Source organism: Pontibacter ramchanderi (assembly GCF_002846395.1).
Lineage (GTDB): Bacteria > Bacteroidota > Bacteroidia > Cytophagales > Hymenobacteraceae > Pontibacter > Pontibacter ramchanderi.
Map to the genome: position 1 here is coordinate 1402822 of NZ_PJMU01000001.1, position 18842 is coordinate 1421663.

Here is an 18842-nt window from a genome sequence, read left to right on the forward strand (position 1 = left end):
TGAGAATGAAGAAAATATATGCAGTGCTTTTGTCTTGCTTTATGCTGGCCAGCTGCGATAAGTTTGACGAGGACATCAACATTAACCCGAACGAGCCAAGCGCAGCCACCGCTACGCAGCTGATTGCCAATGCGCAGCTGTCGCTGTCGAGCCTGAGCGCCACGCCTGCGGCCCAGTTCCATGCCCAGTACCTGTCCGAGACCCAGTACCCGGGAGCCTCCCTCTACCCCGACGGCGGTACCAGTTTTTACTGGATCTACCAGGGGCCGCTTATGAACCTGGAAACCGTGCTGACAACGGCTAAACTGAGCACAACCGAAGGCCCGATCAATAACCAACTGGCAGTGGCCAAGATCCTCAGGGCCTACTACTACTGGCACGTGACCGACCGTTGGGGCGATGTGCCGTACAGTGAGGCCCTGCAAGGCGTCGAAAACTTCACGCCGAAGTACGACACCCAGGAGTCAATCTACAACAGCTTGTTCGCTATGCTGGAGCAGGCAAACAACGAGATCACGGCCGGTAACATTTCCAACGACATCATTTACAACGGAGATGTAAATAAGTGGAAGCGCCTGGGCAACACCATCCGGATGCTGATGGCCCTGCGCCTGTCGGAAGTAGACCCGACTAAGGGAGCCGCCGAGTTTAACAAGGCGCTGCAGGCCGGCATCATGACCTCCAACGCCGATAACCTGGTGTTCCGCCACCTGGCCGATGCCAACAACCAGAACTACTGGTATGGGCAGGTATCGAACCAGAACCGCGAGTGGTGGGCTTTGACGGAAACGCTTGTAAATAAGCTGAAACCGGTAAATGACCCGCGTCTGCAGGTATACGGCGCGCCGGCACGGACCTCAGGCGAGTACAGAGGCCTGCCATATGGCACCGTGCAGGGTCTGCCAAACGTGACCAATTACTCGCTGCTGGGCCAGGCGATCTGGAAGCAGGACGCGCACATCCAACTGGTGACCTACGCTCAGGCCCTGTTTGCCAAGGCCGAAGCCGCCAAGCGTGGCTGGATACCAGGCGGTGACGCCGAAGCAGAAGCTAACTACAACAAAGCCATTGAGCAATCGCTGTTACAGTGGACAGGCAGTGCAGCTGGCGCTTCGACCCTGCTGAGCCAGGAAGGTGTGACCTATAACGCCGACAATGCGATCGAGCAGATCGCAACGCAGCGTTGGATCCACCTGTTTATGCACGGCTACGAAGCCTGGGCCGAGTGGCGCCGCACTGGCTACCCTGCCAATCTGGTGGAACCTGACGGTGGTCGTGCTGTGCCACGCCGCAACAGCTACCCGGCCAACGAGGCATTTAACAACACCACAAGCTATAACGAGGCAGTGCAGCGCCAGTTCGGCGGACAGGACAACCTGTATGGCCGCGTTTGGTGGGATAAATAGAAAATCTGTTTGTTTGAGTGTGTAAGAGAAGGCCGCTCCCTGGTTTGGGAGCGGTCTTTTTGTTTAGCATCCTTTGAGCCACTCCATCCCCTCCCGTTCCATGAGAAAGTACTGGGTATCGAAGAAAGGCGTTTGTTCTTTTACCCGGCTGTCGAGCTTCTCGTTTGTATGCTGCTGAAAGAAGTCGGTAGAAGAGATAATAGCTAGCTGCTTCAGGTTGCTCTGCGAGATCATCCGGATCGAGATGGCTGCCAGCCAACCCTGGTCATCCATTGTTAGCACGCCCATCCGCTGGTTGTTCACAAGCAGTTTCTCCAGCCCCAGTTTGAGCAACACACGCCCTGTTTCCTCTATACCCAAGCGGTATTCATGGCTCTGCACGGGCCGCAGCCAACGCACAAGCAACGTAGCGTGCAGGGCATCGTGTATGATCTCTACAAAATCGTTTGAGAGCAGATATACCTGCTGCAGGTTTTCGGAAGGGGTACTGGTAAGCATCATTAAAATTGCACCCTGCTATATGAGCAAGGGTTGATGATAAAAAGTAAATAGTAGGCAGGAGCCCGGCTTTCCAGCGCAGTCATCAACCTTAAGTAATTGAATAAAAACTTCTTAAAGAAAAAGGATCCTGTTCCACAAAAGTAGCTCTCTGCCACGATATCCCCAGTATTTTTTGCACTTTTTTTAACAAAAAGCAGCTACATATGCCTAATTCCGTATTTACACGGAACAAACAGGTATACATAAACCACACAAGATATGAAGGTAATTAGAATGGTGATCGGAGCGATGAGGTCTGGGAGTGGCAGTTCTTTTTAACCGGGGAGGGGTATAATCCAGGTATAGCGGTCTAATTTCCTACACTAAAACTGAATTATGATATTAGATAAAACTGATAAGTTTAAGCCTTACTAGTATAAAAAGTTAATTATGAAATGAGCTGGATAAGAACTGCTCTTAAGAATTGCACTAATATTAATAGTGTTTTAACAATATATTATTTATTTTGCAGTAATATACTTTCTTATTACCAAGGGCCTGAACCTAATGGAGCACGTCGCCTTTTTTGACCTGGAAGTAAGCCTGCAGCCTAAAAAAAGGATTCAAAGTATTGGATCTTGGTTTCAAGGTCGGATCCTCCATTCCCAATCTGTCTACAACTTTGAGCAGTTTCAGCAAGAGGCTAAATTCCTTTGCGGCCATAACATTCTGGCGCACGACCTCCCTATTCTAAAAGCTGCCGGTGCATCTGAGAGTTTCTTTCGTAAGCGGTTCATTGATACGCTCTATCTCTCTCCACTTTTCTTCCCAAATAGGCCTTATCACCGGCTTGTAAAGGATTACCGGTTAGTTAGCGAGCATTATAACAACCCGGTAGAGGACTCAAAAATAGCGGCTGATTTGTTGGAGGACTGCATTAGCGCTTACTTCAATCTTTCTGCTCAATTAAGGAAAATCATTTACCGGCTACTCTGCAAGCAGGAAGCCTTTCGTGCTTTTTTTGAGCTGTTGGATGAAGACAATTCAGTACAAGTAAATGATTCATTGGCAGAGGACATACAATCCTTTTTTGATAACAGGATCTGCACGAACGCAGGTCTTTTTCCACTCATCTACCAGCAGCCTGTGCCTTTAGCTTATGCACTTGTGCTCCTTAATGCTCCAGACCAAGGCTCTATCATTCCTCCCTGGCTCCTGCACCGATTTCCGGAGATCGTTACTGTTCTGCAACAGCTCAGAGGCACTTCCTGTCAGCGGCCCTCCTGCCACTATTGCGAAAAGTATCTTTCGTCGGTAGCAGGTCTTAAGAAATACTTTGGATATGAGGGGTTCCGGAAGTTTACCGAGAGTGAGCAAACTCCACTGCAACAGCAGGTAGTGGAGGCTGGTTTAAGGGGCGAATCACTCGTGGCAATTTTCCCGACGGGTGGTGGTAAATCGCTAACGTTTCAATTGCCTGCCCTTATGAAGGGGGAGGCAAACCGGGGATTAACCGTCGTCATCTCTCCCCTGCAGGCGCTCATGAAAGACCAGGTGGATGTGCTCCGAAACCGCTTCGACATCACGACTGCCGTGGCCATCAATGGACTGCTTTCTCCGTTGGAACGTGCCGATGCTATTCAGACGGTGCAGGAGGGTGGTGCAACGCTACTATACATATCACCTGAGTCATTGCGCTCCAATACTATTTACCGGCTCCTTAAAGGCAGACAGATCGAACGCTTTGTGATCGACGAGGCCCACTGCTTTTCTTCCTGGGGACAAGACTTCCGGGTAGATTACCTGTATATCGGCCGCTTCTTAAAGGAGCTGGCTGAAGCTAAGAACCTACAACATCCTATACCTGTCTCCTGCTTTACTGCAACGGCTAAGCCTGAAGTGGTGCAGGACATTATTAAGTATTTCAAGGAGCAGACAAACCTGGACCTCAAGCTGTACCAAACCAATGCCTCTCGTAAAAACCTGACCTACAATGCCTCAAAAGCTGAAGGAAAGGAAGCCAAGCTACAGCAGTTAAAAGACCTGTTGCAGGACATGACGGAGCCGGCCATCGTGTATGTAAACCGAACCAAAACGGCAGAATTTGTTGCCGAAGAGCTTAAAAAGTCAGGTATTCAAGCAGCGGCTTTTCATGGCAGAATGGAGTCTGATCTGAAGATCAGAATTATGGACAGCTTTATGGCCGGCGACACCAATGTGATTGTGGCCACTTCCGCTTTCGGGATGGGCGTTGACAAGGAAAACGTAAAGCTGGTTGTGCATTATGATATCTCCGACTCGCTGGAGAACTACCTGCAGGAGGCAGGTCGTGCCGGAAGAAAGCCTGACTTACAGGCTGACTGCCATTTGCTCTTCGACGAGAACGACCTGAACGACCACTTTGCCCTCTTAAACCAAACCAAGCTCTCCAAAAAAGAAGTGGGTCAGATATGGAAAGCGGTAAAAGATTTTAAGCGGCTCAAGTTCACGAAATCGGCCCTGGAACTGGCTAAGCAGGCGGGTTGGGACACAGACATGATGAACCTGGAAACGCAGGTAAAGGCCGCCATAGCTGCGTTGGAAGATGTAGGCTACCTTAAGCGGCAAATGAACTCGCCCCGGATATTTGCCCAAAGTATCCTGGTGCGCAATGTAGAAGCGGCGAATAAAATCATACATGCCAATACGGATAAGTTTCCGGGCGATCAACTGCAACAGGCTATAAGGATCTTTCAGTACCTCATCTCCCGCGAAGACACGATGGTTGACGCGCTTTCTGATCATTTGGGTATTGAAAAAGAAACAGTAGTCAGAATCCTGCTTCACTTCAAGGAGCTCGGTTTGCTTGGCGATACCAGAGATCTGACAGCACTCATCAATCCTGCCCGAAGCGAGAAGAACTCTGAGCGTTGCTTCAAGCGCTATGCAAAACTGGAGAAGGCGCTACTGGAGGTATTGTTACCGTCTGATGAATCACCTGCTGTCTTCCAGATGCACCTGCGGGACATCAATGAAAAGCTGATCGACAAAGGATGTGATGACAGTTCCATAGAGGCCATCCGAAACCTGCTGCAATTCTGGGAGCACAAGCATTACATCAAGAAAGAACGGATAGATGCCCATACCCTGCTTTACCGCATTGGCTTCCGTAAAGAGAAGCAGGAGATAAAAAAGGCAATCTATGAGCGCCTTACCCGGGCAGCTGACGTCGTGCAGTGGCTGTGCCAACAGAACGCGCTCGAGATAGCCAACAAACAGAAGCAGGATGAGGCTGCCTTCGAATTCTCGATGGTGGAGATGAAAAAGCAGGTGGAGCGGAATAACATCATGCTCCCTAAAGCCTCCCTTACGGAGTATGAGGCTGACCTGCTATACCTGCACATCATTGGCTCCATCAAACTGGAAGGTGGTCTGTTTGTACTCTATAACCCGATGACCATTGAGCGGCTCATAGAGGATAACCGTAAGCAGTACACCATTGAAGACTACAGCAAACTGGAGCGTCATTATGAGAAAAAAGTAGAGCAGATCCATATCATAGGCGAGTATGCTAAAAAGCAGCTCCGCAACCACATCGAAGCACTTAGCTTCGTGGATGACTATTTCCGCCTGGGCTACGAAAACTTTGTGCAGCGGCATTTCCGAAATGAAAAGGGTAAGCTGAAACAGCCTATTACAGATAAGAAATATCGGGAAATCTTTGCGGCTCTCTCTCCTGATCAAATGCAAGTCATCAAAGACAACAAGAGCCCTCACATATTAGTAGGTGCCGGGCCTGGCAGTGGTAAAACGCGGGTGCTGGTGCACAAGGTGGCCGCTTTGCTGATGATGGAAGACATTAAGCCGGAGCAGTTCCTGATGCTGACTTTCTCCCGCCCTGCCGCCACCGAGTTTAAAGAAAGGCTGCACAAGCTGATCGGAAAATCTGCCTATCACATTGACATCTATACCTACCACGGCTTCGCCTTTCAGCTTTTGGGCCGCGTTGGGGATCTGAAGAAATCTGACAATGTGATCAAACAGGCTACAGAAGGTTTGGCAAATGACGATGTGCCAAGCGACCGGCTCAAGTGCAAGAGCGTGATTGTGGTAGATGAGTACCAGGACATCAGCCAGCAGGAGTACGACTTCCTGAACAAGATTATCGAGTTGGCAGATGATGTGCGGGTGATCGTAGTCGGAGACGATGATCAGAACATCTATGAGTTCAGAGGTTCTTCCGTGTCCTTTATGCGTGATTTTGTACGGGACAAGCAGGCAACAACATACCTGTTTAGCCTTAACTACCGGGCCCGCTTCAACTTGGTGAGCTTCTCTAATCAGTTCCTTAAGCTTTTCAAGTCCGACAGGCTAAAAGCCGCAATGCCCCTAAGGGCCTATAAGCAGACCTTTGGGGATATTTGCCTAACGCGTTACAAGCCGAGTTCTGACCTGGTGACTCCTTTGGTGCAGGATGTAGTAAAGCAAAAGCTCACAGGCACCGTAGCCGTATTGACGCACACCAACGAGGAAGCCTTGCTGGTACAAAACCTGTTGCTTCAACATCATATTCCTACCCGCCTGATCATGGCGCAGGATGGCTTCTCTTTGCGGCAGCTGCTGGAGCTAAAGTGTTTCAGCTGGTACATTCGGGATAAAGTCAGCAGCGAGCTTGGCTTTATCACAAAAGAGGACTGGAATCAAAGTCGCACCAGGATCGAGCAGGAGTTTGCCGGTTCAACAAATTTAAGCCTGAGCTTAGACGTGATAGCTGAATTTGAGCGAACAAGTGGCGAACGGAAGTTTTGGTCTGACTGGCTGGCTTATGTACAGGAGGCACGTGCCGTGGATTTTATTTACCCGGAGGCGAACAAGGTGTTGGTATCCACTATGCACAAGGCCAAAGGAAAGGAATTTGACCATGTGTTTTTGCTACTAAAAAATTACAAGCTGAAGAAAGAGTCGAATAAGCGCGTTGTATATGTGGCCATTACCCGAGCCAGGCAATCCCTGCATATACATACCGACCAGTCTTATTTTGACCAGATAAAAGTTGATCAGCTGACGAGAGCCGAAGACCATACCCTATACCCGGCGCCGAAAGAGCTGCAACTGGAAACGAGTATGAAAGATGTGAAACTAGGTTTATATAAGCAGCCGCATACTAAAGAAGTGGTTAGACAACTAAAGGCCGGTACGTCTCTGGAGTTATCAAAAGAACCCGCAGCTGGTTTGTTGTTCTCAGCTGCCCCTGTCGTAGCCTTCTCTCAGAAGTTTAAACAAGAGCTCGCGAAATTACATGCACAAGGCTATACCCTGCAAAGCGCCGAAATAGCGCATGTTGTAGTTTGGTATTGTGAGGACTATGGGAAAGAATACCGAGTGGTTTTGCCAAGGCTCTTTCTTACAAGACAAACTAACAGGTCTAATCTAGACAAATACGGCATAGATATTTCTTCCCTTACTAGTTGCGAATATGAATAAAGAAGAGGCTTATATTATTCTGGATGCATTGGCCGAAGGATGTTCCCCTTTCACCGGTGAACTTTTAGAGAATGAATCTATATTGAACGAGCGGAAAGTTATCAGAGCCTTACAGGTGGCACTTGATGCACTAAATGTTAAGCCTATTCCGAATCAGCAGCTTAGCCCTAAATTGACAAGTTTAGTGGATGCAAAAAATGTGATGGCTGTGATAGGAGTTATGAAAGTTGCTAGTTTGGTACCCACTGTAAGTAAGCTAACAAAATACCTATTGGGCAGCAAGCAGTTCAAAAACAGTGAGATTACACAGCATGCACTTTATGGCTCACTAAGACATGAGTTTACTTACACATCCCTAAAACCAACGATAGCTCAATTAGCAAAAGATAATCACGACATTTCAGCGGCTCTGGTTGTTGCTCCGAAAGTAAAACCGTGGGACAATGTTGATTATTTTGAGCAACCGACATTTTGTACCCTATCAGATAAAGGTATTAATCAATTAAAAGAAAAAATAACTGAATTAGGTATACAAAAGCATCCCCCGCTCCTTTCAGACTATATCATCCAGGCACGAACTGTTTATGCAAGAGCATATGAACCTTGGTCAGCAAAAGAACTAGAGTTTTTAAATAAGGCTTTAAAATACACCAATGATTTGCAGCTCCTGTCTTCATGTTTCCAACGAGGTGAAAACTCACTTAGAGGAGTAGGTAAAAGATTAATATATGAGGGTAAGGTAAATGAGGCGTAGTTTGACTTAATGAGTAGTTAATATTTAGGAAAAGGTTAACCTAACAAAAAAGCCATCATACTTTTTTAGTAGAATGGAGTGAGTTTCTACTATTTATTTTATCAAAAATAAAACAGAAGTTGTTTCATGCATCCTATTCGCTGTTGTGTAGCACTTTATTTTATATTTTCTATCCAATTCCGCCCCACCTCAGTTAAAATAAATTCATTAAAAACTTTTTCAATCGAATAGATGATTATATTCTTTTCATCTCTAGGATTATCTGTTTTACTAAATAAAATAAGAACGTTATTCTCATTTCGGTACTTCAATAACTTGTTTATCTTAAATTGAGGTTCTTTACTATATGTTACTTGAGCAAAAATTTTAGTCCCAGTTGCAGAAATCCCAACTATATCTACATCCTTCATTGTCCTACCTACAGGTGTAAGCAAAGAAACCAATCTAGGTAGTCGGTCATCCGAGTGCACTCTCAAAAATTCAGAACACATTACTTCCTGTAAGTCTGGAGTTAAATCACCTAAAATCTTACTACTTATTTTACCATGAAAGATGTTCTTTACTCTTGCACCTGTGCTTCTCCAAATACAAAGTGTTCCTTGTCGTGGTTGTGCACAAGTGAGTGAAATAGCTTCACTACTATTAAGAGTTAAGCTTGACTTAAATTTTAAACCTTTTAAAACTGCTACCCTATTTCCAACCCCATTTTTATTTCCCCACTTTCCTTTTATAAGCTCAATCTTTGTATTAGGGGCTACGAAACCAATTTTATAGTTGCGTTTATTTTCATACACGCAGAAGATATATCCTCCATTCTTAGAAATATTTATAAGAGCATTTAATGCTTTCTTTCCAGAAGTATCGTAATCATTTGGATTTAAACTTTCAGTATCCTTATATCCATTACTACTTTTAGTATGTGGGTAATGAATTGCCATGTAGTCATTGTCCCACAAAAAATTAAATGTATCAACGTCAATATCAAGTGATGACGAATGTCTGCAAAAAAAAGTCTGCATAATCTTAAGAGTATATTTTATCAGAAATGATATTAACAGAGATTATATGCTGACATTAACTTTTTACAAAACTCTACTTCTTTATCACTAAATAATTTTTGATACTTAGGCCTAGATACTAAGTACTCCAATGAGAGGTCGACTCTGTGAGGAATTGGTTCTTCTAGTTTTCTAAACCCCGACTTCATTTCACCTGAAGTCATTTCATCATGAAGGATCCGTTTAATGAACTCCACTCCGCCTCCGTCTAATTTCATTCGTTCTAAAAGTAAAATGCTGATTGGAATTTCAATTCTCAAAGCTTCATCAAATGATTTCTTTACATCATCTTCTAACTCCTGTCTTAGTCGGATTTCATCTTCGTCAAGTTGTGCAAGCAATAATGCAGCAACTTTACCTTGTTCTTTAAATTGATTTAAATCCGCAATTTCATTCATTAATTGCGATGCTTTGTCGCAAAAGAATTTATGTTTGGCTTCAAATGCAGTCAGCAATTTGGTGTCTTCGTGAATGGCAGTGTCTAACGTAATAACCAGGATATTTTCATCATTGCTTTGAGCAAAATAAGTCCAGTTATATGATCCGTTAATAATGGTTTTGTTGTCAATGATGCAAAACTTGTGATGCAGAAACTTGGGAGTAGCGATATGTAATTTGCCACCGTGCCTCAAAAAGTCTTTCCACTTTGAAATGTTACGGAAGTTTTCTTTGGATTCACTCATTACAACAGTTACATTCAATCCGCCTTCTGCTCTTTGTGTTAGTGTCCTGATAATATCTTCATCTGTAAGCCAAGCAATTGCTACTTTGATTTCTCGGGTAGCTTTTTTGAGTTGCCCAATAATTTCATTTCTGATATTACTAAAGTGTACAGATGAACGCATATTATATATTCATTCCTGCTTCTTTGCAGCGTTTGATATAAAGTTTTACATTTTGGTTAGCAAGTAATTTCTTGATTTCAATCACGGTTTCAATTGCTTCCTCAATTTCTTCTTTGAAAAGAGGTGATTCATTAAAATGAGCACCTGGATTCAAACATCTATTCTTTATTACTTTAATCTGTGAAACTAACTCATTCAATTCTTCTGATTTTGATTTTTCGTTCTTTAATTTGATAAGGAAGTTAGTCCAATGTCTTCTAAATGATTTGAGCTCGCCCCTTCTAATCTTTGTTTCTTGAGAAACATCATATTTTGCATTGCTATCTAAGTCTTGTTTTAAATCTTCCATTTCCTCTATTGTAATATCATTCCTAGAAACAAGTCTTCTTAGGTCTACCATTAATGCTGATTCGTCTGTAGAATTTATTACCTTTTCAATCATTGAACCGAGGCTTGTCCAGCTTGTGTTTGCCCAAATGTATTTCAGTTCCGGGTCAGTATATTTTCCAAGTATTGATTCTGTCTCTTTTCGTAAATACAACGCACAAGCTTCATAATCTCCATTTTTATAATTGTCAATCGCTTTGGTAAGTAAATCACTCCTGTCATATCTGATTTTCGGGTTTTCATGAATTGGAGTTGGTTCAAAAACCATTAATTGCCATTTGCTAATATTGTCGTGGATTTTCCTTTTTAGTTCGTTATAAAAGCCTTTTTCATGCGTTAGAATTATAATTTGATAATCATCAGAATACTTGTCAATTATCAAATCAATTACTTTTAGGCGATTATTTAAATCTAAACTTATTAGTAAGTCGTCTAATACTAACAAGTTCAAATCATCTTCATGACCTGCAATATTATTCTTCTTTCTGACCTCCATCAAAACAAACCTAATAGCTAATGCGATAGCGTTTATTCTGGCTTCATTAAAAAAGATGTGTGGTTTACCGATATTAATCAACCCTGTATTGGCATCACCAAATGTTGAAGTTAAGTGGATTTTGATTTGCGACAACTGACGTTTCTTGTCAATTTCCGCCAATGCACTTTCAACGTAAACTCCAATAACAGCTTTCTCTCCATTCCTTGCCAGATAATCATTATAATAATCACTAACTAAGCTTGTACTTCCCTTTAATTTAAGAGGGTCAATAAGATCTTCCAGAGCATTATTAAATTCCGTTCGCCACTTATTAAGTGTGGCAATTTTTTCTGTTGTTAAACCATCAAGAATCTTGTTATAAAGCTCAAGAAGATTAACCCCAGTACTGCTTTGAGCAAATGGAATAATATCTCGCCAGAAAAATGGCCAAAGGTTAAGTGGTTCTGAGTTTCTGAAATTGCTGAAATTTAGAAGAAGTCTATGCGTAATAAATTCACTAGATGAATTTACCTGTTTGATGAATGTATCTTTGCATTCATCATCTGTTTCAGAGAGTTTAAAGGAATGAAATGTTTTACTGTTTTTCTCTTTGAAGTTTAATTGAACGAAAGAATCCACTTCGTCTTTTTGATAAACATTTCTTAAGCTTTGAGAAAGCGGATCAATTTTTTCAAAATACTTTTTATGCTCGTTCGGTTTTTTACTGCTACACTGAAGTGCTGTATATAAGGCCCAAAAAATGGACGATTTACCACTACCATTAACGCCAAAAACCAACGCATGACGACCATTAAATTTGATTTCTGCATTATCAGGAAATGCCTTAAAGTTCTGCAATTCTATACTGTGCAAGTATTTCTTAGCCATTCTGTATAATATTGATAATGTCTGGACTTTTTACAGGAAAGTCTAAAATGCGTCGGCGGATAATGTTGTCGGTGCTTTTGTATTCGTCATAGACCACATTGATGATGTTTAAAATCTTGTCTACCTGTGTTATCTCATCCAGATGATCTATGGGTTTTAGCAGTTCGTTTACTTCTTTGAGCACAGTAATACCTTTTTCCTGCATATGCTCTTTGAAATACAACTCATACACACAGGCATCTGCCAATTCTTCAAAGTTTGCAGCCATATGGTCGTTAGGAGTGTATGGACTGATTCGTTCATGACATGTTTTAATAAAAGTGATGTAATCCACCAAAATCTCAAACGGCCTCATTTCAGCTTTTGGAATTTCAGGAATGGGAATCTGTTCAATGTAAACCTTTTCCCATTTATTTGTTCCAACCCCTGAGCTATTAGTGATTTTATCGTAATACCATTCAGAAACTTTTGAATTTAGTACAGCAAGAACAAACTTTAAATTATTGCCAGTAATTATAAACGCTGCGTTATTTGTAAATGCTCCTGTTCTATCAATGCAAAATTTTGCCCTATCAGTAAGAACTAGCCAAACAATCTTTTCTCTGCTGAACTCATTATAATATGTACTGGCACATCTTTGAAGAGCGTACCATTCATATCGTATACCAGTTTCTGTTTTATTTCGAGACAATAGCTCCTTTTTAAAAGTCTCTAGATGTTTATAGACTGACGGGAACTTCTTTATAAATGCTAATTCTGCTTCCTTTGAAGATCCTGTAATTGTAGCATCTTCATGTAATGGAAAGTGCCATGGAATAAATAAAAGATAAATGTTTTGAAATCTTGGAATGAACCTATCAATGTCTCTACCTCTTAGTAATGGTTTAATGTATTCACTTATTTCAGGATGCTTTCTTATAAAGTCATCCTTTTGCTCTGCGGATATTACGAATGCATTATTGAAGCCGGTAACAACACCACGGTAAGAATTGAAATCCCAGTCCTTGAAAAGCTTACCTGATTTGCTGATTTTTTCTTTAATATTTTCAACATCTTTATCTCCAAAGGTCCAACCTTCATCACCAAGGTAATGTGCCGGGTACATGTAGCCACTATCATTAATATAGTTTATAAGTGGTTGATTCTTTGGGAGGTCATTCACAACTTTACAAAAAGAGAATGTGTAATTGAGAGTATTAACTTCACGTTTTTGAAAGAATATAATGGATGTATCAACAGTTGCTCCAAAAACCTGCACCTCGTTAAAATCAACATATCCACTTATTTGAGTTTTTGAGAGGAGATATTTTCGTAAGTTTTGACCATATTTAGCTCTGGTATATTTCTTCGAGCAGATAAAAGAGAAGACACCTTTATCTGACTTTAAAATTTTATGTCCCAATTCAAAAAAGTAAGTATAAATATCACTAGTGCTGTTATACACTTCATAGTTGGGTTTACCGTCTATTCTTTCTATGTATGGTTTTATGTCGGTAATGCTTTCCTGCCTGATATATGGTGGGTTACCTATTACAATGTCAAAGCCACCTTTGTCAAAAACGTCTTTAAAATACAAGTGCCACATAAACCAAGGCTTTTCATCCTTCTGCAGATATGGCTTTATTTCGACCAAAGCATCCTTAGCTTCATCAATTTCCTTATTCAGACTGGCTAGTAATTTATCCTGCTTCTTTCGCTCTTTAGAGCCCTCAGGTTTTAGGTTTTTGGTTATAGAACTGATGTTCTTTTTTTTCTCAGAAATGAGTTCTTTAAACGACTCTTCAATGCTATAAGCTACCAGAGAATCAATTTCTGTTCTGATTGCTTCTTTTCTGTGGTTATTTTTAGGATCGAAAAAGTCTTTTTCAAGAGCGACTAAGTTGGTATGGCTCTTTTGAAAGATGTTGATTTGGGCTTGCTTCTGGAACAAATCTATTTGTTCAGGTTCTTGCTTCTTGTCGTGATACTTTAAAGAATAGCCTTTAAAGCTCTCGAGCAATGAATTACCCTGCATGATTTTGTAGTCGAAGTTTGGTAGAGGCTTAGGTTTTTTACCACTTTCCACCTCTTCATCCACGATCAAGCTTAACCAAAAACGTAAACGGGCGATATCTACAGCTCCTTTGTCTTTATCTACTCCATAAATGGAGTTTTGGATAATTGCACGTTTTACTTCACCTTTTTTGTCAAGTAGTGTCCAATCTAAAGCCAATTTTGCATGAAATATTTCCTGCAACAAACCCATAGGGAAAGCACCCGAACCAATGGCAGGGTCACAAACCTTTACATCATCTAGTAGCTTATCAATTTTAGAAGCATTGTTACGGATAAAATTGTCTTTGGCATTTTCATCACCACGGTCTTTGTAGCGTATAAAATTGGCGATAGCTTCATTTTTTTCTAAGTGCAGTTCAAGATATTGAATCAGCACTTCCTGACACATGTATTGTACGATAAGCTTTGGCGTATAAAATGCCCCTTTCTCTCGGTTATCTTCCAGAAGGTTCTCAAAAATATGCCCGAGCATTTCAGGGTCTATACCTACATCCAAATCATCAGGTGTACTTTCATCAATAGTGAAATTATACTCGCCAAAAAAAGAAAACAGGTTTTCAAACAACTCTTTTTTGAAAACGATGAAATCAGCTTTCGCCTGCTTTTCAATTTCGTCTCGTTCAAATAGACCACCGTTAAGGTAAGGGAACTTAGTGTTCGTTACCTTGAAAATTTCATCATTTGGGTTGTTCAATGTTTCAAAGAACAAGGGAACAAGACAACTGGTGTAAAAGGCGTCACTATTATTTGCAGCAAAAAATTCAGCTAAAAATTTTTTATTGCCTTCACCGTAATTCTTGTCAACTGCAACATCTAACCAACCCTTTTTTTGCAGGAATTGTAGGAAGACAATTCTACCTAACATTTTCTTTACAAAGTCGCGAATGGCCTTTTCATTGCTCCCAAAAATGTTGGACTTATATGGTGAATCATTAAGACAATCAACAAATGACTGGTAGTGCTTTTTATACTTAATGAAAAACTCTTTTGAAACTTTTTCAACTGAGAAAGCTTCCAAAACATCTTTGATTGTGCGTGTTCGCTTTTCTACCAAATGCCAGAAGCGTTCAAGAGGCGTCATGCAGGTTTCGCCTTTGCCTAATACATAGGTATATCGTTTAGGATGAGTTTCTTTTTTTATCTCATTGCCTTCATCATCCCAATATTTTGATTTTGAATAAAATGAAAATCGCCAGTCTTGTGGTAACGAAAGATTTATGTCCGTTTCATTTTTTTCAGGATAGTGATAAACTATTAATGCTCCATCTACAATTCCAGGTATTATTTCTGAATCTACTAAACTCCGTAGGCCGACACGGTTGCGAATTAAATTTATCGACTCTGGTTTTAATGTTATATCATACAAAGCCAATTGATTGCCATCGTCTAACAACACATTGCCAAAACGAATTATAGATAAGCACTTATCTTTCTGTACATTTTTAGTAAATGGCAATGTTTGCTCGGTAGCAAAAAAATCCCGGTTGGGGAAGATCGCGTTTATAATCTTCTTCCAATTATCCCTTGTATATTCTGATCTTAAGTGTTCGTGTAATTCTTCTTTTGTCATTACCCTACGAATGATTCTGATATGATGATTTGTGGTGCATTGTATTTGGTTTCAACCTTTTTTGGCTTCGGTAGCTGCTCGTCTTCTTTGATAGCATCAATTAACGGATAGGCTTTAAGAATTTTGACCAATTTTTGGAAAGCATCAACGTTTGTCATAGGCTTTACCGTAGGATTCTTCTTTGAGTCATCTGAAAGTTCTTTCCGCTCTTTTGCTAATTTGTTTATTTCTCTTGGCAATTTTTGAAATTTACCTTTTGAAATAGCGGCTTTAGCAGCATTCAGTAACTCCTTTTCATCAGCACTTACAAAGTCAAAATGTATTTGTCCATGCAGGTATTCAATTGCTCTCTGGTCGTTCGGACCCATTTTTACCGTTCCAGCCTGACCCAACGCAGCAAGATTTTCTTCTTCTCTGAAAGTTTGCAGGGCTGTTCCGATTTGGTCGTGATGTAAATGATGTAGCTTAACTGCTTTTTCAGTTATATGTGCTTTAAAAATTCGGGCTGCTTCAACAAAAGTAAGTTCCTCAAACTCTAGTTTGTTGTTGATATAGTAGAAGCTATCCCGCTTCTGATTTTTGATATACACCAAGGAAGTTTCTTTACGGCTTTTATCGCTTCGTCCTGTTCTTGCTCTCTTGGGGACACGGTCTCGAATTTTCTTATAAAGCTCTGGTTGTTCATCTCTAAACTTCCTCAGTTCATTTAGGAAGATAAGTCTTTCATCTCTATCTTCTTCGGGTACTTTTTCAAACAACCCGAAAGTACCATATTCTTCATCATCAGAATAAATTTGGCTGTCTTCGCCCAATGCAGAGTGAAAGGCTTGTAGTTTTATATATGCCTTCTTGTTCAGCTCTATTTCATTATCAGTCTTAGCGGTAGGAAAAAAGTTGTAGATATATACTCTGTCCGAAGGCGTTCCTATACGATTTACACGTCCGATACGCTGCATTAAACGAGTGGCATTCCAAGGAATATCATAATTCACAATTACATTTGAGCGATGTAAGTTTACACCTTCTGCCAGAACCTCAGTTGTGATAATGATATCAAAATCATTCTTTTGCTCCCCAACTTTCAGATTTGCGTCAAAGTTAGCAGCAATGGTATCAGATAAATCTTTTTGGTTACTACTATCAACTGATAATATTTTCTCAAAGCCATCTGATTTTAACCTGTTGCTTATGTATTCAGTTGTTTCTTTCGATTCGCTAAAGAGAATAAGTTTTCCATGGTCATTGATGTCATTCTTCATTAATTCATTATGAAGCCGGAAGACTAATTCATCATATTTGGGATCTTGCTGAATTTTGCCCCAGCTGTCAATTAATCTGTTAAGTACCAGTTGATCATGGTAGATGCCCTCAATAAATTCTGAATTGAACTCTTCTATAGAAAATGCTTGAATGATATTTGGGTCTTGAGTGTCTTCAAGTATGGCTTGTAGTGTTTCTTCATCATCATTAAGAATATACTCGTTTACCCCCAATTTAGGAGCAATAAAGATCCTGCCGTTTTCGATCATTTTCATCATGGCAGTATTAGCTTCATGGTAACGTTTTAAGCTCATCTTGAAAGCTTCAAAACTGCTGTCAATACGCTTAACTAGAAGCGTCTTCATGATTTTAGCCAATGAGTCAGAAATGACATCGGCGTTTTTATTGAAAAACTTTTTCTTTATTTCATCAGGTAAAAACTTGATTGCCTGATAGCGAAAATATCTCAAGCCATTCTTTGTGTCTTTTAGCTGCCGAAGTGTTTCATCATATAAATCACTTAACTCTTGATCCATTTGATAAAGAATCTGCTTGGGAGCTTCAATGTCAGGAAAAGTATAACCTTGTGCTTTAATGTCTTTCCAGTATTCTTCAGTATTTCTAATATCGGTTCTAGTTCTCCTTACAATGATAGGTTCAAGAACTTTTACCCTGATTTCATCATAGATTTTTTTGACTTCCGAAGCTATAACTGCTTTATCTTTTTGCTTTTTAAGCTTCTCGTATCTTTCAATCAAAGGCCTAAAAAAATGCTGTAAGTTTCCAATCTCTAGAGTAGAGTTTTTGGCATCCTGGAATAAGTATAATTGGTTTCGGATGTCGTCAGGCCGGTTGTTCAGCGGAGTTGCAGTAACCAAAATCACCTTCTTTTCTCTACTGCCATCAGGTGCAGGATTCTTTCTAGAAGTCTTGCAAATCTTTTGCAAAAAATTGAACATTTCGGATTCATCGCTTCTGAATTTATGGGCTTCATCGACAATGATTAAATCATAAATTTCGGGGTGAGTAACTTTATGTAAGCTACCGTTGGTAATCAGCGTTACGTTCGGTACCTCAAAGTCCCGAATAGTCCTTTCCCAATTATTTTTCAGAGCAGGAGGATGTATTATGAGAATCTTGGTCCGATAGCCATTAGAAAAATAAAACTTCTTGGCAACGATTGTAGCTATTATGGTTTTACCTAATCCAACTACATCAGCCAACACAAATCCATTATGCTGAACTAATTTGTTGTATCCATCATTGACTGCGTCAATCTGATAATGTAGTTTCTTATAGCCTTTAGGTAAATCTGTTACTGATTCTGGATCATACTCAATGCTTTTCCCAAAGTATTCTATGAGAAACTTGATGTAAACTTCAAAAGGAGTGAAGTCTTCGTTTAGGTAGGTCTCTTTTTTGAGATCTCCAATGGATGCAGGTAAAATACTTACACCCTCTTCCCAAAGCTCATTGAATGTTTTTAAAGCAAAAGCAACATCATCAAAATCTCTTAATTCCACATTGAACTCAAAATTCCTTTCAAGTCCTGATTCCGATAAATTGCTTGAACCTGTGATTACTGAGCCTGAATTATGTTCATTGAAATTCTCAGGACGGAAAATGTATATTTTTGAATGAAGCTTCTGGCTTGGATGCGCTTTAATTTCGATTTTATTATCGAGTATATCATTTACAAATTCAATTATTCCTTCCTCAACATTTCTCTTATACTCGGCATTTTGAATATCATTTTTAAGCTCAGTAATAAACTCATCTCTTGTTACATCAGCATTAAAGTTGAACTCGAGCCCTTTTCGAGCTGCTTCACTTATTAAGTGGTCAACATCAATCCCAACCAAAATTCTGATATTGGAAACATTTTTTAGTAGAGGTCTTACTCTGAAATAACCCGATGCTCTAAAAAAGCCTACTAAAGCATCAAAGTAATGAACTTGTGTATTATTGAAGATCCCTTCAAACTTATTAATTAATGTTTTGCCTTCTTTATTGGTAAAAAATTTAGTAGCCATTCTTATTCTCCCCCTTTACTATCTGCTGCAAAAATCACAATGAAACTCATCAAATGATCGTACCGGTTATGCTGTACAAATGCCCTTATGATTACAGGCTTGTGAAGTTAGAACATTATATAATATGATAGAGAATAATATTCAGGAAATCATATAAGTTTTTAT

At 40.6% G+C, this 18842-nt stretch carries 9 protein-coding genes; 3 read left to right on the forward strand and 6 right to left on the reverse strand.

The window, feature by feature from the left end; all coding sequences use genetic code 11:
• The first annotated feature begins 5 nt into the window (after nt 1-5).
• Entirely contained in the window at nt 6-1406 is a 1401-nt protein-coding gene (locus tag BD749_RS05905; RefSeq protein WP_101443404.1) for a SusD/RagB family nutrient-binding outer membrane lipoprotein, read from the forward strand.
• Between the two features lie 63 nt (nt 1407-1469).
• Here BD749_RS05905 and BD749_RS05910 read toward each other — a convergent pair whose 3' ends face one another.
• Nucleotides 1470-1907 (reverse strand): hypothetical protein, encoded by a 438-nt coding sequence (locus BD749_RS05910; protein WP_101443405.1) that lies wholly within the window; start codon nt 1905-1907, stop codon nt 1470-1472.
• Nucleotides 1908-3053: 1146 nt separating this feature from the next.
• Here BD749_RS05910 and BD749_RS05915 point away from each other — a divergent pair.
• Nucleotides 3054-7349 carry a RecQ family ATP-dependent DNA helicase gene (locus BD749_RS05915; protein WP_180336329.1) on the forward strand — a complete coding sequence of 1432 codons (4296 nt, stop codon included), beginning with the start codon at nt 3054-3056 and terminating at the stop codon, nt 7347-7349.
• On the forward strand, nt 7342-8103 hold the full coding sequence (locus BD749_RS05920; protein ID WP_101443407.1) for a hypothetical protein: 762 nt from the start codon (nt 7342-7344) through the stop codon (nt 8101-8103). The genes BD749_RS05915 and BD749_RS05920 overlap by 8 nt, the downstream gene beginning before the upstream one ends.
• A gap of 155 nt (nt 8104-8258) precedes the next feature.
• Here the strand turns inward: BD749_RS05920 and BD749_RS05925 are convergent, their stop codons facing one another.
• The 5 genes from BD749_RS05925 to BD749_RS05945 are packed head-to-tail and all read right to left on the reverse strand — an operon-like array spanning nt 8259 to nt 18677.
• Nucleotides 8259-9122, reverse strand: a complete 864-nt coding sequence (locus BD749_RS05925) for a hypothetical protein (RefSeq protein ID WP_101443408.1) — start codon at nt 9120-9122, stop codon at nt 8259-8261.
• A 32-nt stretch (nt 9123-9154) separates the two neighbouring features.
• On the reverse strand, nt 9155-10006 hold the full coding sequence (locus BD749_RS05930; protein WP_101443409.1) for a phospholipase D-like domain-containing protein: 852 nt from the start codon (nt 10004-10006) through the stop codon (nt 9155-9157).
• 1 nt (nt 10007) lies between these two features.
• Nucleotides 10008-11759 (reverse strand): ATP-binding protein, encoded by a 1752-nt coding sequence (locus BD749_RS05935; RefSeq protein ID WP_101443410.1) that lies wholly within the window; start codon nt 11757-11759, stop codon nt 10008-10010.
• The gene (locus BD749_RS05940) at nt 11752-15384 is read right to left on the reverse strand and encodes an Eco57I restriction-modification methylase domain-containing protein (RefSeq protein WP_101443411.1); all 3633 of its coding nucleotides are present in this window, start codon (nt 15382-15384) and stop codon (nt 11752-11754) included. Before BD749_RS05940 ends, BD749_RS05935 begins: the two co-directional genes overlap by 8 nt.
• Nucleotides 15384-18677, reverse strand: a complete 3294-nt coding sequence (locus BD749_RS05945) for a helicase-related protein (RefSeq protein WP_101443412.1) — start codon at nt 18675-18677, stop codon at nt 15384-15386. The genes BD749_RS05940 and BD749_RS05945 overlap by 1 nt, the downstream gene beginning before the upstream one ends.
• Nucleotides 18678-18842: the final 165 nt, after the last annotated feature.

Excerpts from the sequence above, each read along its gene's own strand:
- BD749_RS05905 (WP_101443404.1), top strand. The coding sequence starts at position 6 with ATGAAGAAAATATATGCAGTGCTTTTGTCTTGCTTTATGCTGGCCAGC.
- BD749_RS05910 (WP_101443405.1), bottom strand. The coding sequence starts at position 1,907 with ATGATGCTTACCAGTACCCCTTCCGAAAACCTGCAGCAGGTATATCTG.
- BD749_RS05920 (WP_101443407.1), top strand. The coding sequence starts at position 7,342 with ATGAATAAAGAAGAGGCTTATATTATTCTGGATGCATTGGCCGAAGGA.
- BD749_RS05925 (WP_101443408.1), bottom strand. The coding sequence starts at position 9,122 with ATGCAGACTTTTTTTTGCAGACATTCGTCATCACTTGATATTGACGTT.
- BD749_RS05930 (WP_101443409.1), bottom strand. The coding sequence starts at position 10,006 with ATGCGTTCATCTGTACACTTTAGTAATATCAGAAATGAAATTATTGGG.
- BD749_RS05935 (WP_101443410.1), bottom strand. The coding sequence starts at position 11,759 with ATGGCTAAGAAATACTTGCACAGTATAGAATTGCAGAACTTTAAGGCA.
- BD749_RS05940 (WP_101443411.1), bottom strand. The coding sequence starts at position 15,384 with ATGACAAAAGAAGAATTACACGAACACTTAAGATCAGAATATACAAGG.
- BD749_RS05945 (WP_101443412.1), bottom strand. The coding sequence starts at position 18,677 with ATGGCTACTAAATTTTTTACCAATAAAGAAGGCAAAACATTAATTAAT.